The sequence below is a fragment of the Shinella kummerowiae genome (assembly GCF_009827055.1).
Classification (GTDB): Bacteria; Pseudomonadota; Alphaproteobacteria; order Rhizobiales; family Rhizobiaceae; genus Shinella; species Shinella kummerowiae.
Map to the genome: position 1 here is coordinate 348,741 of NZ_WUMK01000001.1, position 20,352 is coordinate 369,092.

The 20,352-nt window shown below is 63.9% G+C and carries 18 protein-coding genes; 8 read left to right on the top strand and 10 right to left on the bottom strand.

Annotated features, from left to right (window positions below):
- Positions 1–60 precede the first annotated feature (60 nt).
- From GR138_RS01650 to GR138_RS01665, 4 genes are read left to right on the top strand one after another with little or no spacing between them, the layout of a single operon-like run.
- Positions 61–1,680, top strand: coding sequence for a phytoene desaturase family protein (locus GR138_RS01650; protein WP_160856867.1), 1,620 nt, complete (start codon positions 61–63; stop codon positions 1,678–1,680).
- On the top strand, positions 1,667–3,223 hold the full coding sequence (locus GR138_RS01655) for a phytoene desaturase family protein (RefSeq protein ID WP_160856868.1): 1,557 nt from the start codon (positions 1,667–1,669) through the stop codon (positions 3,221–3,223). The genes GR138_RS01650 and GR138_RS01655 overlap by 14 nt, the downstream gene beginning before the upstream one ends.
- Positions 3,224–3,228: 5 nt before the next feature.
- Entirely contained in the window at positions 3,229–4,452 is a 1,224-nt protein-coding gene (locus GR138_RS01660; RefSeq protein WP_202402467.1) for an aminomethyl transferase family protein, read from the top strand.
- 1 nt (position 4,453) lies between these two features.
- Positions 4,454–4,702 carry an aminopeptidase gene (locus tag GR138_RS01665; RefSeq protein WP_160856870.1) on the top strand — a complete coding sequence of 83 codons (249 nt, stop codon included), beginning with the start codon at positions 4,454–4,456 and terminating at the stop codon, positions 4,700–4,702.
- On the opposite strand, the gene GR138_RS01670 is transcribed toward GR138_RS01665, so the two are convergent.
- The 10 genes from GR138_RS01670 to GR138_RS30780 form a co-directional block, all read right to left on the bottom strand.
- The gene (locus GR138_RS01670; RefSeq protein ID WP_160856871.1) at positions 4,694–5,317 is read right to left on the bottom strand and encodes a TetR family transcriptional regulator; all 624 of its coding nucleotides are present in this window, start codon (positions 5,315–5,317) and stop codon (positions 4,694–4,696) included. The genes GR138_RS01665 and GR138_RS01670 overlap by 9 nt on opposite strands.
- 5 nt (positions 5,318–5,322) lie before the next feature.
- Complete coding sequence (locus GR138_RS01675; RefSeq protein ID WP_160856872.1) at positions 5,323–8,457, bottom strand: efflux RND transporter permease subunit; 3,135 nt, start codon at positions 8,455–8,457, stop codon at positions 5,323–5,325.
- A gap of 11 nt (positions 8,458–8,468) precedes the next feature.
- Complete coding sequence (locus GR138_RS01680; protein ID WP_476749636.1) at positions 8,469–9,740, bottom strand: efflux RND transporter periplasmic adaptor subunit; 1,272 nt, start codon at positions 9,738–9,740, stop codon at positions 8,469–8,471.
- Between the two features lie 180 nt (positions 9,741–9,920).
- The gene (locus GR138_RS01685; protein ID WP_160856874.1) at positions 9,921–10,922 is read right to left on the bottom strand and encodes a sn-glycerol-3-phosphate ABC transporter ATP-binding protein UgpC; all 1,002 of its coding nucleotides are present in this window, start codon (positions 10,920–10,922) and stop codon (positions 9,921–9,923) included.
- An 11-nt stretch (positions 10,923–10,933) separates the two neighbouring features.
- Positions 10,934–11,968 (bottom strand): Gfo/Idh/MocA family protein, encoded by a 1,035-nt coding sequence (locus GR138_RS01690; protein WP_202402497.1) that lies wholly within the window; start codon positions 11,966–11,968, stop codon positions 10,934–10,936.
- A 26-nt stretch (positions 11,969–11,994) separates the two neighbouring features.
- A complete protein-coding gene (locus GR138_RS01695) occupies positions 11,995–12,834 on the bottom strand; it encodes a carbohydrate ABC transporter permease (protein ID WP_160856876.1) in 840 nt (279 codons plus the stop codon).
- Positions 12,835–12,849: 15 nt separating this feature from the next.
- The gene (locus GR138_RS01700) at positions 12,850–13,800 is read right to left on the bottom strand and encodes a carbohydrate ABC transporter permease (RefSeq protein WP_160856877.1); all 951 of its coding nucleotides are present in this window, start codon (positions 13,798–13,800) and stop codon (positions 12,850–12,852) included.
- 286 nt (positions 13,801–14,086) lie between these two features.
- A complete protein-coding gene (locus tag GR138_RS01705) occupies positions 14,087–15,346 on the bottom strand; it encodes an ABC transporter substrate-binding protein (protein WP_160856878.1) in 1,260 nt (419 codons plus the stop codon).
- A gap of 42 nt (positions 15,347–15,388) precedes the next feature.
- The gene (locus GR138_RS01710) at positions 15,389–16,282 is read right to left on the bottom strand and encodes an N-acetylmuramic acid 6-phosphate etherase (protein WP_160857396.1); all 894 of its coding nucleotides are present in this window, start codon (positions 16,280–16,282) and stop codon (positions 15,389–15,391) included.
- Positions 16,283–16,340: 58 nt separating this feature from the next.
- Positions 16,341–16,469 (bottom strand): hypothetical protein, encoded by a 129-nt coding sequence (locus tag GR138_RS30780; protein WP_276508764.1) that lies wholly within the window; start codon positions 16,467–16,469, stop codon positions 16,341–16,343.
- 10 nt (positions 16,470–16,479) lie between these two features.
- Here GR138_RS30780 and GR138_RS01715 point away from each other — a divergent pair, with 10 nt between their 5' ends.
- Genes GR138_RS01715 through nagA form a run of 4 tightly spaced genes read left to right on the top strand, consistent with a single transcriptional unit; the run spans position 16,480 to position 20,331 of the window.
- A complete protein-coding gene (locus GR138_RS01715) occupies positions 16,480–17,367 on the top strand; it encodes a glucosamine kinase nucleotide-binding domain-containing protein (protein ID WP_160856879.1) in 888 nt (295 codons plus the stop codon).
- Entirely contained in the window at positions 17,364–18,128 is a 765-nt protein-coding gene (locus GR138_RS01720) for a GntR family transcriptional regulator (RefSeq protein ID WP_160856880.1), read from the top strand. Before GR138_RS01715 ends, GR138_RS01720 begins: the two co-directional genes overlap by 4 nt.
- A 23-nt stretch (positions 18,129–18,151) precedes the next feature.
- Positions 18,152–19,174, top strand: a complete 1,023-nt coding sequence (locus tag GR138_RS01725) for an SIS domain-containing protein (RefSeq protein ID WP_160856881.1) — start codon at positions 18,152–18,154, stop codon at positions 19,172–19,174.
- A complete protein-coding gene (gene nagA / locus GR138_RS01730; RefSeq protein ID WP_160856882.1) occupies positions 19,171–20,331 on the top strand; it encodes an N-acetylglucosamine-6-phosphate deacetylase in 1,161 nt (386 codons plus the stop codon). The genes GR138_RS01725 and nagA overlap by 4 nt, the downstream gene beginning before the upstream one ends.
- Positions 20,332–20,352 lie beyond the last annotated feature (21 nt).

The following is a 20,352-nucleotide window of genomic DNA, read 5'->3' on the forward strand; positions in this document are numbered from 1 at the left end:
GAATATCTGGACAACATTTTGCTTTTGATGCAGCTTTTAGAAACAAGGGAGACATCAAAAATGCAAAAGTACGATGCCCTGATCGTCGGTGGCGGCCACAACGGGCTGGTCACGGCCTGTTATTTGCAGCGCGCCGGCCTGAACGTCGTCGTGGTGGAAAAGAACGGCTGGGTCGGCGGCGCCGCGACCAGCCGCGAACTGACCCCCGGCTTCCTCTATTCCAACTGTTCCTATGTCTGTTCGCTGTTCCGGCCGGAGATCATGCGCGATCTCGAACTGCCCAAACACGGCCTTCAGGTCATCGCCTATGAGGGCGGCGCGGTCTTCACCCGCGACGGCGATTATCTCGCCTCGTACCGCGACCACGACAGCCATCGCCGCGAATTCGCTCGCTACTCGAAACGCGACGCCGAAGCCTATGAGCGCTATGCCCGCGACGTGACGCGCCAGTGCCGCTTCATCCAACCGTTGCTCATGCGCACCGCGCCGGACCCGTTCGGCTTCCGCCCGCGCGACCTCTCGGAATTCCTCTACCTCGCCAAGAAATTCGGCGAGTTCAGCCCGCACGAAATGGCCGAGACGCTGCGCTTCTGGACCATGTCGATCTCCGATTTCCTCGACGAATATTTCGAGACCGACGTCATCAAGGCCTATCTGGCGCTCTCCGGCATCATCGGCACGGCGCTCGGTCCCATGTCGCCCGGCACGGCCTATGTGCTGCTGCATCACTATATGGGGGAAGTGGACGGCTCCGTCGGCGCCTGGGGCTATGCGCGCGGCGGTATGGGCGCGGTGACACAGGCGCTTGCCCGCTCCTTCGAAGCGGTGGGCGGCACGATCCGCACCGATGCCGAGGTGTCGAAAATTCTCACCCGCGGCGGACGAACCACCGGTGTCGTGCTGGCGAATGGTGATGAAATCCGCGCCGACCTCGTCGTCTCCAATGCCGACGTGAAGCGCACCTTCCTGAAACTCGTCGACGAGGACGCCCTGCCCGGCGACTTCGTACACCGGGTCAAACACTTCAAGATGCGCGGCTCCTCCGGCAAGGTGAACATCGCGCTCGACAGCCTGCCGGAATTCCCTGCTTTGCCGGAGGGCTCCTCCTGCCTGCGCGGCGACATGCATTTCACCGATTCCATCGAGCGCATGGAGCGCGCCTATGACGACTGGAAGGACGGACGATGGTCGGCCGACCCGTTCCTCGACATGGTGATCCCGACAACGCTCGACCCGACCATGGCCTCGCCCGGCAAACATTTCATGAGCTGCTTCGTGCAATATTGCCCGCCCAAGGTGGAGGGCCGCGACTGGACGGATGCCGACCGCGACGCCTTCGCCGAAACCGTCATCGGCCAGATCGCCGATTATTCACCCGGCTTCCGCGACCGCATCGTGCATATGGAAGTGCGCACGCCGCGCGAGATCGAAAACGAAGTGGGCCTCACCGAGGGCAACATTTTTCAAGGCGAGCTCACCTTCGACCAGCTTCTCTTCAACCGCCCGGTGCCAGGTTATGCGCAATACCGCAGCCCAATCCACGGCCTCTATATGTGCGGCTCCTCCACCCATCCGGGCGGCGGGGTGATGGGCGCGCCCGGCCGTAACGCCGCCGCCGAAATCCTGCGTGACCTGAAGCGCACCCCCGAACAGATGAGCAAAGCCCATGACGTCATTTGATGCGATCGTTATCGGCGCCGGCCACAACGGGCTCGCCGCCGCCGCCCGCCTCGCCAAGGGCGGCCGCAAGGTGCTGGTGCTGGAAGCGGCGCATGCGCCCGGCGGCGCAACGCGCGGGCACGAATTTGCCCCCGGCTTCCGCTCCGCCGGTCTTGCGCATCTGGTCAACCGGCTCGATGCGGACGTCGCCCGTGATATCGGCCTCGACCTGAGCGGCGAGGGGACGCTGCTGCCGACGACGGTGCTCGATGGCTCCGGCAAGGCCATCACGCTGCACGGCGCCTATGGCGAAAGCATCGCCGGTATCTCCGCGGAGGAAGAAGCCGCATTCGTTGCCCTGCGCAAAAAACTCATCTTCCAGGCCGGCATCCTGAAGCGTTTCCTGCGCCGACCGCCGCCGCAGATCGGCGCAATCTCGCTTGGCGACCTCTCCACATTCGCCGCCGCCGGCTTCGGGCTGATCCGCAAGGGCCGCAGCGAAGGCCGCGATTTCCTGCGCATGCTGCTGATGAACGTCGCTGACGTGTCGGACGAATATCTGAGCGACGACCGGTTGAAGGGCCTGCTCGCCTTCGACGCAACGCTCGGTATCCATCTCGGCCCCCGCTCGCCGACCTCGCTGCTCGGCCTCTATTATCGCCTCACAGGCGAGGTCGCCGGAAAGACCGGCGGCCAGTTCGTGCCGTCCGGCGGCATGGCAAGTGTCGCGCCGGCCTTTGTCCGCGCCGCGGAAAAGGCCGGCGTCACCATTCGCTGCGGCACACCAGTCGGCCGCATCCTGGCCGATCGCGGCAGGACGAGCGGCGTCGTCACCCGCGACGGCACGGAGATCACCGCCCCCATCGTCGTCTCGGCCATCCATCCGCAGACGACGTTCCTCAGCCTCGTAGATCCCGCCGAAAGCGGTACCGGTTTCGTGCGCTCGGTCAAGAACGTGCGCAGCTACGGCAATGTCGCAAAGCTCGATCTCGCGCTGGATCGCATCCCGACCTTCGAGGGCCTGCCGATAGAAAGCCGCCATGGCCGTATCGTGCTGGTACGATCGATGGAGCAGGTCGAACGCGCCTTCAACCCGGCGAAGTACGGCGAATTCTCCTCCGACCCGGTGATGGAAGTGACCCTGCCGAGCCTTGCCGACCCGTCGCTTGCGCCCGCGGGCGGCTGCACGCTTTCCGCGCTCGTCCAATACGCCCCCTATCGCCTCAAGGCGGGATGGGAGACCGGCAAGCCGGCGTTCCTCAAGATCATCCTGGAGACGCTGGAGCGCCACGCCCCCGGCATCGGCACGTCCGTCGTCGCGGCCAACCTGATGACGCCGGTCGACATCGAAGCGGAATACAATCTGCCGGGCGGCCATTGGCATCATGGCGAATTGCAGGCCGATCAGTTGCTCATCAACCGGCCGACAAGTGCTGCCTCCGGCTACACGACGCCGATCGAGGGCCTGTATCTGGCCAGCGCTGGCGCGCATCCGGGCGGCGGTATTTCCGGCCTGCCGGGCTGGAATGCGGCTCGCCACATCCTTTCGGCAGCAAGGCTATGAACGCCATGACGAAATCCGCCGCTGAGCTGCGCCGCGCCGCCCGTGACCATATCCTCGCACCACGCCTGGAAACGCCGTTTCACGACCGACTGATGGCACTCAGTGAAGTCAACGACTGGTACAATTGGGCCGGCTACAAGGCGCCCCACTCGCTGTTCGACAGCGAGCTCGAATATTTCGCCATCCGCTCCACCGCCGCGCTCTTCGACATCTCGCCGATGGTGAAGTACCGCATCGCCGGCCCGGATGCCGAGCGCTACCTCAACCGCCTGACGCTGCGCGACGTCATGAAGCTGGGCGTCAATCGCGTTCATTACACCGCCTGGTGCGACGACCATGGCCATGTGCTGGACGACGGTACGCTCTTCCGCCTCGGCGCACAGGAATTCCGCCTCTGCTGCCAGGAACGGCACCTCCCCTGGCTGCTCGACAGCGCCTTCGGCTTCACTGTCGATATCCGCGAGGAAACGGAGGAAATAGCAGGCCTCGCCTTGCAGGGGCCGACCAGCTACGCCGTGCTGCGCGATGCGGGCTTTGCGGATGTCGAAAAGCTGAAACCCTTCGATATCGCCGCCTTCCCGCATGAGGGCAGTGACGTGACGATCTCACGAACCGGATTCACCGGCGACCTCGGCTACGAACTCTTCGTGCAACGCGCCAAGGCGCTCTCGCTGTGGGATCGCTTGTGGGCCGCCGGGCAGCCGCACGCCATCCGCGCCATCGGCTATGGCGCGTTGAACCAGACACGCATCGAAGCCGGCTTCATCGTCGCCAATGCGGATTTCGTCACGGCCGAAGGCTCGCTGCGTGCCCTCCGCGTGCGCATGCCGGACGAAATCGGCCTCGACTGGCTGGTCGATCCGGACAAGCCCAACTTCAACGGGCGCAGGGCGATCCTTGATGCGCGGCGGAATCAAACTCTCAAGCACATCCTCGTCGGCCTTGAAATCGAAGGAAATATTCCCGCCGAGCATGCCATCGTCTACCATCGAAAAAAGCACGAGGCGGGGCTCGTCACCGCCGCGATCTGGTCGCCGACGGCCAAGCGCAACATCGCCATCGCCAGCCTCGAACGGCCCTATGGATCGAAGTTCACCGATGACCTCTGGGTGGAGATTTACGCGATGCGCGAGCTGAAATACCAGAAGATGATGAAGCGCGCGAAGATCGTGCCGCGGCCCTTCGTCAAGCTCGCACGCCGCACGGCGACACCGCCCGGCCTGACGTAACATGGACGAGGAAACCCGCCGCAACTGGGAGATCATTGCCCTGCCGCCCGGCGCCGAATGGTCCGGGCGCGCGCGCTATGCGGCAGCCATGTATTTCTGCCAGCGCGGCGAGATGGCGCCGGACGTACTGGAGATCTACCGCATCTGTTCGCGGCTTGATGCGGAAGATCCTGTCTCCGTGCTGAAGCGCTGGAAGCTCGGTGAAGAGTGGATCCTGCGCCTGAATGCCTTCCGCGGCGGATCAGGTTGATGGCGCGTGCGACCCATAGGTGGCGAACAGGCGACGCAAGGCGTCCTTGCCTTCGCTGGCGATATCGAACCGGCGGCCGAACAGCAGCCATTCCGCGCACAACCCCTTGATAACCCAACGCAGCATCGAGGCGGCCGACCGCGGCGTCCATGCGCCGCCGAGCTTGCCCTGCCCCTGCGCCTTCGCGAAGGCTGCTTCCAGCGCCTGCATATGTTCGTCGTCGAGGTCGTTCTGGCGCTCGGAGATGGCAGCAAACTCACCGGTATTGTCGCAGCGCAGAAGGATTGAGAGGATGCGCTGGCGGTGTTCGTCCGTCGCAAGCATGTCGAGCCATTCCCGGCCCACACGTTCGAGCACGCCGAAAACGTCGGCATTCTCGGCTTCCAGCTCGCGGGCAATCAGCTCTTCCTGCGGCATGGGCAGCGAATTGTAGAGTTCCAGCACCAGATCCGCCCGGTTGGCGAAGTGCCAGTAGATGGCGCCGCGGGTAACCCCCGCGGCGCGCGCCACATCCTCCATCGAGGCATGGGCGACACCCTTTTCGTAGAAGACCCGCTCGGCCGCCAGCAGGATCTGCTGGCGGGTTTCCTTGGCCTCTGCCTTGGTCCGGCGCATGGCGGCTACTCCGCCGGGCTTGCCGCCGGAGCCGGCTCCTCTTTCTTTTTCCCGTAGCCGAACAGCTTCATCACGAAGACGAAGAAGACCGGAACGAAGAAGATGGCGAGCACGGTGGCGGTGATCATGCCGCCCATCACGCCAGTACCGATGGCGCGCTGGCTGCCCGAGCTTGCACCCGTCGCGATCGCGAGCGGCAGAACGCCGAGCGTGAAGGCGAGCGAGGTCATCAGGATCGGCCGGAAGCGCAGGTGGCAGGCCTCGATCGTCGCCTCCATCAGCGACTTGCCGTCTTCCATCAGTTCCTTGGCGAACTCGATGATCAGGATCGCGTTCTTCGCCGACAGGCCGATGATCGCGATCAGGCCCACCTTGAAGTACACGTCGTTCGACATGTCGCGCATCGTCACCGCAAGCACGGCACCGATGACGCCGAGCGGCACGACGAGGATGACGGCGAACGGGATCGACCAGCTTTCATAGAGTGCTGCAAGGCACAGAAACACCAGGAGGATCGAAAGGCCGACCAGGATCGGCGCCTGCGAACCGGACTGGATTTCCTGCAACGACTGGCCGGTCCACTCATAGCCGAAGCCCGGCGGCAGCTGGGCGGCCAACCGCTGCATCTCGGCAATCGCATCACCGGATGAGAAGCCCGGCTTCGTATCGCCGCTGAAGCGAACGGACGGATAGCCGTTGTAGCCAACCGTCTGGGTCGGCGCCATCGTCCATTCCGCGGTTGCAAAGGCCGAGATCGGCACCATGCCACCGTTCGAGTTACGCACATTGAGGTTCAGCAGATCAGCCACCTGCATGCGTTCGTTCTGGTCCGCCTGGACCGTCACGCGCTGCATGCGCCCGGCATTCGGGAAGTCGTTGACATAGGTCGAGCCGAGATTGGTCGAGATGGTCGAGTTGATATCGGCAAAGGTCACGCCGAAGGTGTTGGCCTTCTCGCGGTCGATGAGAACATTGACCTGCGCCGCATCCGGCATGCCTTCGACGCGCACGCCCGCCACGACGCTGCTCTGGGCCGCGAGGCCGAGAAGCTGGCCGCTTGCGGCCGAAAGCGCCTGCTGGCCGAGGCCGGCGCGATCCTGCAGACGGAACGAAAAACCGCCCGTCGTGCCGAGACCCTGGATCGGCGGCGGCGACAGCGCGAAGCTGATCGCATCCTTGATCTGGCTCATCGCCATGCTGGCGCGCCCGGCAATCGCCTGCGCCGAGTTTTCCGGCCCGCGCTCGCTCCAGTCCTTCAGTGTCACGAAGGCAAGACCGGCGTTCTGGCCCGAACCGAAGAACGAGAAGCCGTTGATGCCGACGATCGTCTCCACGGCCGGTTCCTGGCCGAAGATGTGCTCGACCTGTGACAGCACCTCGTCCGTACGGTGACCCGTTGCCTCGGAGGGAAGCTGCATCATGACGATGGCGAAGCCCTGGTCTTCGTCCGGCAGGAACGAGGACGGCAGTTTCATGAACAGGTAGCCGAGGCCGACGAGGATGGCGAGGTAGATCACCATGACCCGGCCGGCGCGTCGGATCAGCCAGTCGACGCTGCCGCTATACTTCTTCGACGTCTTGTCGAAGCCGCGGTTGAACCAGCCGAAAAAGCCACGCTTGACGTGATGGTGCCCCTTGGGAACCTGCTTCAGGAAGCTGCCGGCAAGCGCTGGCGTCAGCGACAGCGCCAGGAAGGCCGAGAACAGGATCGAGACGACCATCGTCAGCGAGAACTGCTGGTAGATGACGCCGACGGCACCCGGGAAGAAGCCCATCGGGATGAACACCGAGGCAAGCACCAGCGTGATGCCGATGACGGCACCGGTGATCTGCTTCATCGCCTTGCGGGTCGCTTCCTTAGGAGGCAGGCCCTCTTCCGACATGATGCGCTCGACGTTCTCCACGACGATGATCGCATCGTCGACGAGAATGCCGATGGCGAGAACCATGGCGAACATGGTCAGCACGTTGATCGAGAAGCCCATGGCTAGCATGACGGCACAGGTGCCGAGAAGGGCAACGGGAACGACGAGCGTCGGGATGATCGTGTAGCGGATGTTCTGCAGGAACAGGAACATCACGAGGAACACGAGGCCGACGGCTTCGAGCAGCGTGTGCAGAACCTTCTCGATCGACACCTTGACGAAGGGCGAGGTGTCATAGGGCGTCGAATATTCGAGGCCTGGCGGGAAGAACTTCGACAGTTCCTCCATGCGCGCCTTGATCGCCTCGGACGTCGCCATGGCGTTGCCGGTCGGCGAAAGCTGCACGGCAACGGCGGCCGAAGGCTGGCCGTTGAGGCGCGTCGAGAACGAATAGCTCTCGCCGCCCACCTCGACGCGGGCAACGTCACGCAGCCGCACGGCCGAGCCGTCCGCATTGGCCCGCAGCACGATGGCGCCGAACTCTTCCGGCGTTGTCAGCTGGCCCTTGATGTTGACGGGAGCCGCGATCTGCTGGGTGATCGGGTTCGGCTGTGCGCCGATGCTGCCGGCAGCGATCTGGGCATTCTGGGCCTGGATGGCGGCATTGACGTCCGCAGCCGTCAGGTTGAGGCCGAGCATCTTGTCCGGATCGAGCCAGATGCGCATGGAACGCTGCGTGGCGAACAGCTGCGCACGGCCGACGCCCGGCACGCGCTGAACTTCACTGAGGATGTTGCGGTTGACATAGTCGCCGAGGCTGATGGCGTCCATCGAGCCGTCGGTGGAGGTCAGTGCCACGATCAGCAGGAAGCCGGAACCGGCCTCTTCGACCGTCACACCCTGGCGACGCACCGCATCGGGAAGACGCGGCTCGACGCGGCTGACGCGGTTCTGCACGTCGACCGACGCCTGGCTCGGATCGGTGCCGGGCGCGAAGGTGATGTTGATCTGCGCGGACCCTGCGGCATCCGAGGTCGACTCGAAATACAGCATGCCCTCGACACCGTTCAGCTCATCTTCGATGAGCTTGGTGACGCTCTGATAGGTGTCCTGCGAGGATGCACCGGAATAGGAGGTCGACACCGTGATTTGCGGCGGCGCGACGTCCGGGTACTGGGCAATCGGCAGAAGCGGAATGGCGATGGCGCCGGCGATCATGATGAAGATCGCGACCACCCAGGCGAAAATCGGCCTGTCGATGAAAAAACTGGGCATCGTTCAGATCCTTACTTCGCCTGTTCGGTCTGTTCGGTGTTCGCAGCACCCTCGCCGCCCGCTGCCTTGTCGGCCTCACCGGTCTTGGCAGCACCTTCACCGCCTTCGGTCTTACCCGCCTCGCCCTCGGCAGCCTTGGCCACCGCGTTCGGGTCCCACTCGGCCGGCACGACTTCACCGCCCGGCTGAACCTTCTGGAAGCCTTCGACGATGATCTTCTCGCCGTCCTTCAGGCCGTCCGTAATGACCCAGCGCGTGCCGGCCGCACGACCGACGCGAACGTTGCGGGTGCCGGCCTTGTTGTCGGCGGAAACCACGTAGACCAGCGCGCTGCCCGAAGCGTCACGCTGAACGGCCTGCTGCGGCACGAGCACCGCGTTCCGTTCCAGGCCCTGCACGATCTGCACGCGCACATACATGCCCGGCAGGAGATCGCCGTCCGGGTTCGGGAACTCGCCGCGCAGCGTCACCTGGCCAGTCGTCTCGTCGACGGCGGCTTCGGAGAACAACAGCTTGCCCGGATGCGGGTACTCCGAACCGTCGTCGAGCATCAGCTTGACGTCGGCGGAGTTGTTCTCGGCCATCAGGTCGCCGTCCTCGAGCGCCTTGCGCAGGCGCATCAGGTCGGTCGCCGACTGAGTGAAGTCGGCATAGACCGGATCGAGCTGCTGGATCGTCGCAAGGTTTTCCGTGCCATTGGCCGAAACCAGCGCGCCTTCGGTGATGAGCGCGCGGCCGATGCGACCGCTGATCGGCGCCTTCACGTCGGTATATTCCAGATTGAGCTTGGCGGTCGCAAGGCTGGCCTCGGCGATCGCGACATCGGCATCGGCCTGCGCGAGCTGGGCGACGGCATCGTCATAGGCCTGTGCAGACGCGACGTTCGACTTGCGCAGCTGTTCCTGACGGTCAGCGGTGGTGCGTGCTTGGGCCTGCACGGCCTTGGCGCGGCGCAACGTCGCCTCGGCGCTCGTGACCTGCACCTGGAACGAGGCGGGATCGATGCGATAGAGCACGTCGCCTTCCTTGACTTGCGAGCCCTGCTCGAAGATGCGCTCGATGATGATGCCGGTCGCCCGCGGACGGACTTCGGCGGTGCGGGTCGCAGCAATGCGGCCCGGCAGGTCGTTGGTGATCGGCACGTCCTCGGCCTTCACGGTCGTGACGGACACTTGCGGCGGCGGAAATGCAAAGCCCGCCTGCTGCGTCTGCTCATCCTGGCAGCCAGCGAGAATCAAAAGGGCGCCAAAGGTCGCAATCGAAATCGGTCTCGTAAAACGCATGGGTTCTTCCATAGGCAATGCCGGCCGGAATGGCGGCAGGGTGCAAAAAACGAGTCGATGCGGTGATCGAAAGACCACCGCATCGCAACATACAAACAAGGCTGTATGTTAGTTTCTGACGTTTGACAACCGTAGACGACAGTTCGATTTGTCGCAATCACGGACTTGTTATGAGGGGCCTCAACGTATCGCCCGGCCCTCTGCATCGAAGCGATGTGTCTGGCCGGCCGTCGGCGTGGCGAAAACGACGTCGTCCACCGCATAGTGATGTTCGCCGAACAGGCGAACGGTCAACAGGCCGACTTTTTCCGATTCGAGATAAACGATCGTGTCAGCGCCGAGATGCTCGACATGCACCACCTTGCCCTGCCAGTCACCGCTATCGCGCGACAGCGTGAGGTGCTCCGGCCGCACACCGATGGTCTTCGCGTCCGCGATGCCAAGACGGCTCGCCTCGACGAAGTTCATGCCAGGCGAACCGATGAAGCCGGCGACGAAGAGGTTGGCCGGACGGTTGTAAAGCTCCATCGGCGAGCCGACCTGCTGGATCACGCCGGCATCCAGCACGACGATCTTGTCCGCCAGCGTCATCGCCTCGACCTGGTCGTGCGTGACGTAGATCATGGTGGCCTTCAGCTCGCGGTGCAGCCGGGCGATCTCGAGGCGGGTGTTGACGCGAAGCGCCGCATCGAGATTGGACAGCGGCTCGTCGAACAGGAAGAGCTTCGGTTCGCGCACGATGGCGCGGCCGATCGCGACGCGCTGGCGCTGGCCGCCGGAAAGCTCGGCCGGACGACGGGCCAGGTATTTTTCCAGCGACAGCATGGCCGAGGCCTTGTCGACGCGCTGCTCGATCTCCGCCTTGGGCGTGCCCGCCTGCTTGAGGCCGAGGCCCATATTGTCCTTCACCGTCAGGTGCGGATAGAGCGCGTAGGACTGGAACACCATGGCGATGCCGCGCTTGGCCGGCGGCACGGTCACGACTTCCGCGCCATCGATGGTGATGGAACCGGAGGTCGCATCCTCGAGGCCGGCGATGATGCGCAGAAGCGTCGACTTCCCGCAGCCGGAGGGGCCGACGAAGATGACGAATTCGCCGTCTTTCACGTCGAGGTCGATGCCCTTGATCACGTCGACAGTGCCGAAGGACTTGCGTACGGATTTGAGTTGAAGAGAGCCCACCTGATTTCCCCTTAAAGCTTGACCGTTTGACCGGTTCTGACACTTTCATCGGCCGCGAGGCAGATCCTCAGCGACTGCACCGCATCGTCCATATGCCGCGTGAGGTCGATATCCTCGCGGATGGCTTTCAGCACGAAGGCCTGTTCGCGGTCGCAAAGCTCCTGATGGCCGGGTTCGCCCGCCATTTTCAGGTCCTCGTCCGCGGACAGGAACTTGCCGTCCGGCCCCGTCGCCGCGTTGTGCACGCGAATGACCGCCGTCTTGGTGTGCGTGTCGATATCGTCCGACTTGGCATTCGGATCCATCACGATGGAAACCGAGCCGTTCGGCGACATGACGTCCTTCACGAAGAAGGCCGTTTCGGAGATCATCGGTCCCCAGCCCGCCTCGTACCAGCCGAGCGAACCGTCGTCGAACAGCACCTGGAGATGGCCGTAATTGTACATGTCCGGCGCGATCTCGTTCGAGAGCCGAAGCCCCATGCCACGCACCTCGACGGGCTTGGCATCGGTGATCTGACACATCACGTCGACATAATGCACGCCGCAATCGACGATCGGCGGGGTGGTCTGCATCAGCGCCTTGTGCGTGGCCCAGGTCGGCCCGCTCGACTGCTGGTTCAGGTTCATGCGGAAGACGTAAGGACCGCCGAGCTTGCGAGCCTCCTCGATGAGCCGCACCCAGGACGGATGATGGCGCAGGATATAGCCGACGACGAGCTTGCGGCCGTTGGCCTTGGCGCAGGCCACGACCCGTTCGGCATCCGCCACCGTCGTCGCCAGCGGCTTTTCAAGGAAGACGTGCGCACCGGCTTCCAGTGCCATGATCGCATAGTCGGCATGGCTGTCCGAATAGGTGCTGATCGAGCAGAGTTCCGGCTTCAGCGCCTTCAGCGCGTCCGGAAAGGACGGATGGATCTCGTAGCCTTCCAGACCGGCCGGCACCGGAACCTTCGAGCGGTTGACGAGCCCGACGATCTCGAAACCCGGATTTTCGTGGTAGGCGAGCGCATGGCTCCGGCCCATATTGCCGAGACCGGCCGACATGACGCGGATGGGGGTATTGGCAGAACTCACTTGACTGCTCCCGAGGTGATGCCGCGGATCAGCTGCCGCGAGAAGATGAAGTACAGGATGAGCACGGGCAGGATCGCCAGTGACAGGGCGGCAAGCACCGCATTCCAGTTGGTGACGAACTGGCCGATGAAGATCTGCGAGCCGAGCGTCACCGTCTTGGTCGCCTCGCTCGGCGCCAGGATCAGCGGGAACCACAGGTCGTTCCAGATCGGGATCATGGTGAAGACCGCGACCGTCGCCATGGCCGGCCGCACCAGCGGCAGCACGAGGCGGAAGAAGATCGAATATTCCGAAAGCCCGTCGATGCGCCCGGCATTCTTGAGGTCGTCGGAGACCGTCCGCATGAATTCCGACAGGATGAAGACCGCGAGCGGAATGCCCTGCGCCGTGTAGACGAGCACCAGCGCCGTCAGCGTGTTGACGAGGCCCGTCGCCACCATGCCCTGCAGGATCGCCACCGTGCCGAGACGGATCGGGATCATGATGCCGATGGCAAGGTAGAGGCCCATCAGCGTGTTGCCACGGAACCGGTATTCAGAGAGCGCGAAGGCAGCCATGGCGCCGAACAGCAGCACCAGCGCGATGGAGACTACCGTGACGATAAAGCTGTTCTGGAAGTAGGTGGCGAAGTCCCCCTGCCCCAGCACTGTATAATAGCCGACGAGATCGAAGGTCTTCGGTGTCGGGATCTGCATCGGGTTGCGAAAGATCGCGTTGCGATCCTTCATCGAATTGATGAGCGTCAGGAACACCGGGAAGATCGAGATCACCGCATAGCTGATCAGCGCCAGGTGGACGAGTGACGTGCGGGTAAGCGAAGCGCGTGCTTTAGACATGTCGGCCCCTCCCGATCAGAACTGGTAGCGGCGGATGCGCCGCTGGATGACGAAGAGATACAGCGAGACGCCGGCGAGGATGATGAGGAACATGACCGTCGCGATCGTCGCCCCCATCGAACGGTCCCCGAGCTGGAGCTGGAAACCGAAGAAGGTGCGGTAGAGCAGCGTGCCAAGGATGTCCGTCGCCCCGTCCGGCCCGGCAAGCGCCCCTTGCACGGTGTAGACCAGGTCGAAGGCGTTGAAGTTGCCGACGAAGGTGAGGATGGAGATGATGCCGATGGCCGGCAGGATCAGCGGCAGCTTGATCTTCCAGAACTGGCTCCAGCCGGTAACGCCGTCGCATTCGGCCGCTTCGATCACCTCTTCCGGGATGTTAAGCAGCGCGGCGTAGATCAGCATCATCGGGATGCCGACATATTGCCAGACGGAGATCAGCGACACGGCGATCAGCGCCGAATTCGGCTTGCCGAGCCAGGGCGAGAAGAACGACTTCAGGCCGACGAGGTCCATGAGATAGGGCGAGACGCCCCAGATCGGCGACAGGATGAGCTTCCAGATGAAGCCGACGATCACGAAGGACAGCAGCGTCGGCAGGAAGATCGCCGTGCGATAGGCGGCAGCGAAGCGCAGCTTCGGCAGCGATAGCATGGCCGCGAGCGCCACCCCGATCGGGTTCTGCACCAGCATGTGGATGATGAAGAAGATGACGTTGTTCTTCAGCGCGTTCCAAAAATCGTCCGCCCAGCGTTCGTCGCCGAACAGCACCTGGAAATTGCCGAGGCCCACGAACGTCGACTGGCCGTCCACCGTGTTGAACAGCGACAGGCGCAACGTTTCGATAAGCGGCAGGATCATCACCGCCGAGTAGACGATAAAGGCCGGCAGCAGGAATACGCCGATATGCCAGCGTGTCGGGCGCTTGATCGGCCCCGTCGTATCATGGGTAGAAGGTGTGTCGCTCATGGCCCAGCTGCCCCTCTCGGTTGGTGTTCGTTGATTTTGCATGCGCAAATGCCTTGCGCGGCAGCCCCGCCGCACATGACAATTTCAGCATACACATTAGTAACGGGGCCGCGCCCCGAATTTGCCCATGGGCACCCTCTGTCCACCGGGACAAGGAGGGATACGGCATGCGCCGGTCATTTCGAGCCGCGCCGCCTAAAGTCCCTCCCCCCGGATTTTACGGGGAGAGGGCCGGAGCAGGGAAACCCCTGCACCTCAAGCAGAATTCAGCGACTGAGGCCGATGCTTACTTGGCCGGCTTGTACCAGCTGTCGAGGCCCTTCTGGAGCTTCTCGCCAGCCACTTCCGGCGTATCGGTGCCGTTGATGACGTTGGCGGATTCCGTCCAGGTCTCGTTTTCAAGGTTCGGCGTGCCGCGCGACAGGATCTGGTAGGTCGAGCGGATCGTCGGCTTGCACTTTTCACGCCAGGAAACGAATTCCTGCGCCAGCGGATCCGCCATCTTCACCGCCGTCGAGTTCAGGCTGAAGAAGCCCGGCAGCGAGTTGGCGTAAATGTCGGCGAATTCCGGCGAGGCAACGAAGGTCAGGAACTTCTTTGCCGCTTCCTGGTTCGCGCCCTTGGCATTGAGGCCAACGCCGATGTCGTTGTGGTCCGAGATATAGCAGCTGTCGCCGGCATTCTTGACCGGCGGCGGGAAGGCGCCCATCTTGAACTGGGCCTGCGTGTTGAACAGGCCGATTTCCCACGAGCCGGCCGGATAGATGGCGGCGCGGCCGAGCGTGAAGAGGTTCTGGCTGTCCGGATAGGTCTGGGCTTCGAAACCGTCGCCGAGATAGTCCTTCCACTTGGCGAGAACGCGGTAGGGTTCGACCCAGCCCTCGTCGGTCAGCTTCTGCTCGCCCTTGATCAGCGCCTTGCGGCCTTCCTCACCCTTCCAGTAGGTCGGGCCGATGTTCTGGTAGCCCATGGTCGCGGCTTCCCAGAGATCCTTCGTGCCCATCGCCATCGGGATGAAGCTGCCTTCGGCCTTGATCTTGTCGAGGGCTGCGAAGAATTCGGCTTCCGTCGCCGGAACCGTGATGCCGAGCTGGTCGAAGGCATCCTTGTTGTAGATGAAGCCGTGGATAACCGAAGCCATCGGCACGCAGAACGCCGTCGCGCCGTCGTCCGTCGTCCAGGCGGACTTGGCGACGTCGGAGAAGTTCTCCATGCCCGGCAGATCGTTCAGGCTGGCAAGATGACCCTTGTTGAAGAGTTCCAGCGACGCGTCGAACGGACGGCAGGTGATGAGATCGCCTGCGGAACCGGCATCGAGCTTGGCGTTGAGAGCCGCGTTGTATTCGGTCGGCGCGGTCGGCGCGAAGACGACCTTGATGCCGGGGTTCTTGGCTTCGAAGGCCGGAATGATCTTTTCCTGCCAGATGGCGAGGTCGTCATTGCGCCAGCTTTCGACGGTCAGCGTGACATCCTGTGCCTGGGCAAACCCGGCCGTGCCGAGGATGCTCGAAGCAAGGAGCAGGCCCTTGATTGCGTTGCGTGTCATTTCATTCTCCCCTTTTATGCGCCGCAGCGCGTTTTGAGACTGTTATCCGAGAGCCTTGAGGGCGCGCCGGAGACTTTGCCCCGACCGGTCCAGCACCTCCTGCGCGGCACCGGCATCCTGAGCTCCCGCAGCGAGCAGCACGGCCGCCTTGACCGACCCCTCGGAGCGCGCGAGAAGGCGCTCCGCCTCGTCGAGCCCGACACCGGAAATGTCGGAGACGATACGGCAGGCGCGCCCTTTCAATTTGATATTGTCGGCCTTGAGATTGACCATGTGCCCATCGTGCACATGGCCGAGATGGATGCCGACCAGCGTGGAAAACATGTTGAAGGCGATCTTCTGCGCCGTGCCGGCGCCCATGCGCGTCGAGCCGGAAATCACCTCCGGCGGCGTCTGCAACAGGATCGAGACATGGGCACCATCAAATAGCTGGGCACCGGGATTGTTGGCGAATGAAACGACATGCGCGCCCTTCTCCCTCGCGTAAGCCGCGATGGCGAGCGCATAGGGCGTGCTGCCGCTGGCGGAGACCGCAATCACGCAGTCGCCGGAGGCGATCTCGGCCATTGAGGCATCGGAGACCGCGAGATCACGATCATCTTCATACCCACCCGCAAGATCTTCAAGGCTCGCGCCGCCGCCGGCGAGCAGGATGACGATGCGGTCGCGGGAAATGCCGTAGGTACCGGGAAGTTCGAGCGCGTCGGCCATGGCCATCAGCCCAGAACTGCCGGCGCCGACATAGACAAGACGACCGCCGGAGAGCAGCGCATCGGCAGCAAGACGGGCCGCAGCGGCAATATCATCAAGCGCAGCATCGACCACGGCGGCCGCGGCCTTCTGCGCATCCGCAAGCACTTTCAGCACATCCACGGGCTGACGCTCGTCGAGCCCGCTTGCCTCATCGTGCCTGCCTTCCGTCTTGCCTGCGGCCATCATCATGTCTCCTCTGCCCGAAATTAATGCCAAAAAAATACCAATTGTCCATAGGAAATTAATTTTTGAGACCACTTTTTTGCAGTCCAATATTTTTATTATTTAAAATCAATAATATAGAAGAAAGCTTATTTTCGATACCACCATACCCCTTGGTTAATGGTATTTTTTTGGTATCGTTATTCATGGAGGTGCCCATGACGGACTACATTCTCGGTATCGACGGAGGGGGAACGAGTTGCCGTGCGGCGGTCGCAAGACCGGACGGCACTGTCCTCGGGCGTGGCAAGAGCGGTGCGGCCAATATCCTGACCGACCCCAACAATGCGATCATTTCGATTACGGAAGCCGCCAAGGCCGCCTATCGCGACGCCGGGCTCGACGAGGCAGGCATCAACGGTGCCTCCGCCTTCCTTGGTCTTGCCGGCACCAATGTCGGCGACCTCACCCGCTATGTGCACGACCGCCTGCCCTTCCAGCACACCGATATCGATTCGGATGGCCTGATCGCCCTTCAGGGCGCGATCGGCGACGAGGACGGCGCCGTCGCCATTCTCGGCACCGGCTCCATCTATATGGGACGCAAGAACGGCACGGTCCGCTATATCGGCGGCTGGGGCTTTACCGTCGGCGATCTCGGCGGCGGCGCACGCCTCGGGCATGCCCTGTTGCAGGAAGCCCTGCTTGCGCATGACGGCGTACATGCACGCTCGGCCGTCACCGACGCCGTGCTGGAGGAGTTCAAACACGACCCGCGCGGAATCGTCGAATTCGCCCGCCTTTCCAAGCCCGGCGATTTCGGCCGCTTCGCCCCCCTGCTCTTCGATCATGCGCGCCAGGGCGACCCGCAGGCCATCGCCATCGCCAAGGCGGGGGCTGCGACGGTCAACGAATCCCTCGACGCCATCATGGCGCTTGCCGGCGCACCGCGCCTCTGCCTGCTCGGCGGGCTGGCGCCGCTCTATCCGGATTGGCTGTCCGAACGGCACCGCTCCATTCTGATCGAGGCCCAGGCCGACGCCCTGACCGGCGCCGTGGCCCTTGCCGCCAACCGCCGCAAGGACCGAACGGGAGCGGCGGCATGACCACACCGCTCACGGCGATCCTCTCCCCCGAAAGCCTGCAGTCCGGCGTGCCCGGCCCGCTTTACGTCAAGTTGCGCCAGACGCTCGAGGAGGCGATCACCTCCGGCAAGCTCAATTACGGCGATGCCCTACCAGCCGAACGCGACCTTGCAGACCACGCCCATGTCAGCCGCGTCACCGTGCGCAAGGCGGTCGACGATCTCGTCAAGGATGGCCTGCTGGTGCGCAGGCACGGCTCCGGGACCTTCGTCGCCAAACCGGTTTCCAAGGTGCAGCAGTCGCTCTCCCGCTTGACCTCGTTCACCGAGGACATGGCACGGCGCGGCCTCACCACCCGCGCGGAGTGGCTCGATCGCGGCCTGTTTCACCCCTCGCCCGACGAGATGATGATGCTCGGCCTGCCGCCGGATGGGCTCGTCGCCCGGCTCGGCCGCCTGCGTGTTGCAGACGACATGCCGCTCGCCATCGAGCGCGCCTGCATATCTTCCGAATTCCTGCCGGATCCGATGCAGGTTCAGGGGTCGCTCTATGCGGCCCTGGAAAAACATGGCTGCCGGCCGGTACGCGCCGTGCAGCGCATCTCCGCCTACAACATGAAAGACCCGGACGCCGCCATGCTCGGCGTCCCCGCCGGCTCCGCCGGGCTCTCCATCGAGCGGGTATCCTATCTTCGCACCGGCCGGGTGGTGGAATTCACCCGCTCCATCTATCGCGGCGACGCCTATGACTTCGTCGCCGAACTCACGCTCTCCGAGACGTGAGCACCAACCATAAAGGGACGTCCATGCAGACCAACATGCGCCGAGAAATCAACGAGATCCCCGAAGCGGCCGAGCGCCTGCTGACAGGCTCGGCCAGCGCGATCGCCGCCGCCGGCAAGGCGCTGCGCGAGCGGGATCCGCAGTTCTTCGTCACGGTCGCGCGCGGTTCGTCCGATCATGCCGCACTCTTCCTGAAATACGCCATCGAACTGACCGCCGGCCGGCCGGTGGCCTCGCTCGGGCCTTCGCTCGCCTCGATCTACGGCGCCAAGCTGAAACTCGGCGGCGCTGCCGCCATCGCCATCTCCCAGTCCGGCAAGAGCCCTGATATCGTCGCCATGGCCGAAGGCGCGACGAAGGGCGGCGCGGTCTCGATTGCGCTCACCAACACCTTGCCCTCGCCGCTTTCCGAAGCCTGCTCGCATTCGCTCGACCTTTCCGCTGGCCCCGAGCTGAGCGTCGCCGCAACAAAATCCTACGTGAACTCCATCGTCGCCGGCCTCGCCGTGCTGGCGGAATGGACGGGCGATGACGCGCTCGACCGCGCGGTGAAAAATCTGCCGGAACAGTTCGCCAAGGCGGTGGCGCTCGACTGGTCCGAGCTTGCCGGCGATCTCAAGGACCCCCAGTCGCTTTACGTGCTCGGCCGCGGCCCGGGCCTCGCCATCGCCAGCGAGGCGGCGCTGAAATTCAAGGAAACCTCCGGCATGCACGCCGAGGCCTATTCCTCGGCCGAAGTGCTGCACGGCCCGGTCGCCCTCGTCGGCCCGTCCTTCCCGGTGATCGCGCTTGCCGCCCGGGATGCGGCGGAAGCCTCCGTCACCGGCATGGCCGACAGCCTGGCCGAGCGCGGCGCCTATGCCTGTGTCACCGGCGCCGGTGCGAAAAGCGCGCGAAAACTGCCCTTCGTCACCACCGGCCACCCGATCACCGATGCATTGGCCCTCATCGTGCCCTTCTACTGCTTTGTCGAAGCCTGGTCGCGCGGCAAGGGCCTCGATCCCGACAAGCCGGTCAACCTCAAGAAAGTGACGGAAACCCGATGACAGCGCTCACCGCCATTACCGGCGCCCGCATTTTCGACGGCGATCTCTGGCACGAGGGCAGCGCATTGCTGATCGATGACGGCAAGGTTGCCGCCATCGTGCCGCACCGCGAGGTGCCGGCCGATGTCCGCGCCGTGCCGATGGACGACCTCTCGCTCGTTCCCGGCTTCGTCGACCTGCAGGTCAATGGCGGTGGCGGCGTGCTGCTCAACGAGCAGCCCGACCTCGAAGGCATTCGTACCATCTGCGCCGCCCATGCCCGCTTCGGCACGACCGGACTGCTGCCGACGCTGATCACCGACAACCGCACGGTGACGACGCAGACTATCGCCGCCGGCCTCGCCGCACAGCAAGCGGCGGTTCCGGGTTTTCTCGGCCTCCATCTCGAAGGCCCGCATCTCTCCGTCGCCCGCAAGGGCGCACATGACCCGGCGCTCATCCGTCCGATGGAAGACGCCGACCTCGCCCGCACCATCGACGCCCGCAAGGGCCTCGATGCCCTGCTGATGACGCTTGCGCCGGAAAACGCCACCAATGCCCAGATCGCCGCCCTGCATGCGGCGGGCGTCACCGTCAGTCTCGGCCATTCCGATTGCGGCTACGACACCGCATCGGCCGCGGTCGAGGCCGGGGCGCGCATGATGACCCACCTGTTCAACGCCATGAGCCCGCTCGGCCACCGCGAACCCGGCATGGTCGGCGCCGCCCTCGATCTCGGCCACCTCAATGCAGGCCTCATCGCCGACGGTTTCCATGTGCATCCGGCCTCGATTGCCGCAGCGCTCCGGGCCAAGCGCGGCCCCGGCCGCATCTTCCTCGTCACCGATGCCATGTCGACCATCGGCACGGACATGAAGAGCTTCTTCCTCAACGGCCGCGAGATTTTCCGCGAGGGTGGGCGCCTGACACTCGCCGACGGCACGCTCGCCGGCGCCGATATCGATATGGCCTCCTGCATCCGCTACATGCGCGATCACGTCGGCATCGACCTGGAGGAAGCGCTGCGCATGGCGTCGCTCTATCCGGCCGAGGCGATCGGCATGACGGGCAGGAAGGGCCGCCTGACCCATGGCCACGATGCCGACTTCGCCGTCATCGACGGCAATATCGACGTCCTCTCCACCTGGATCGCCGGCACGCCGGTCTTCGCCGCCTGATGCGCCGTCGCGGTCCTTGCA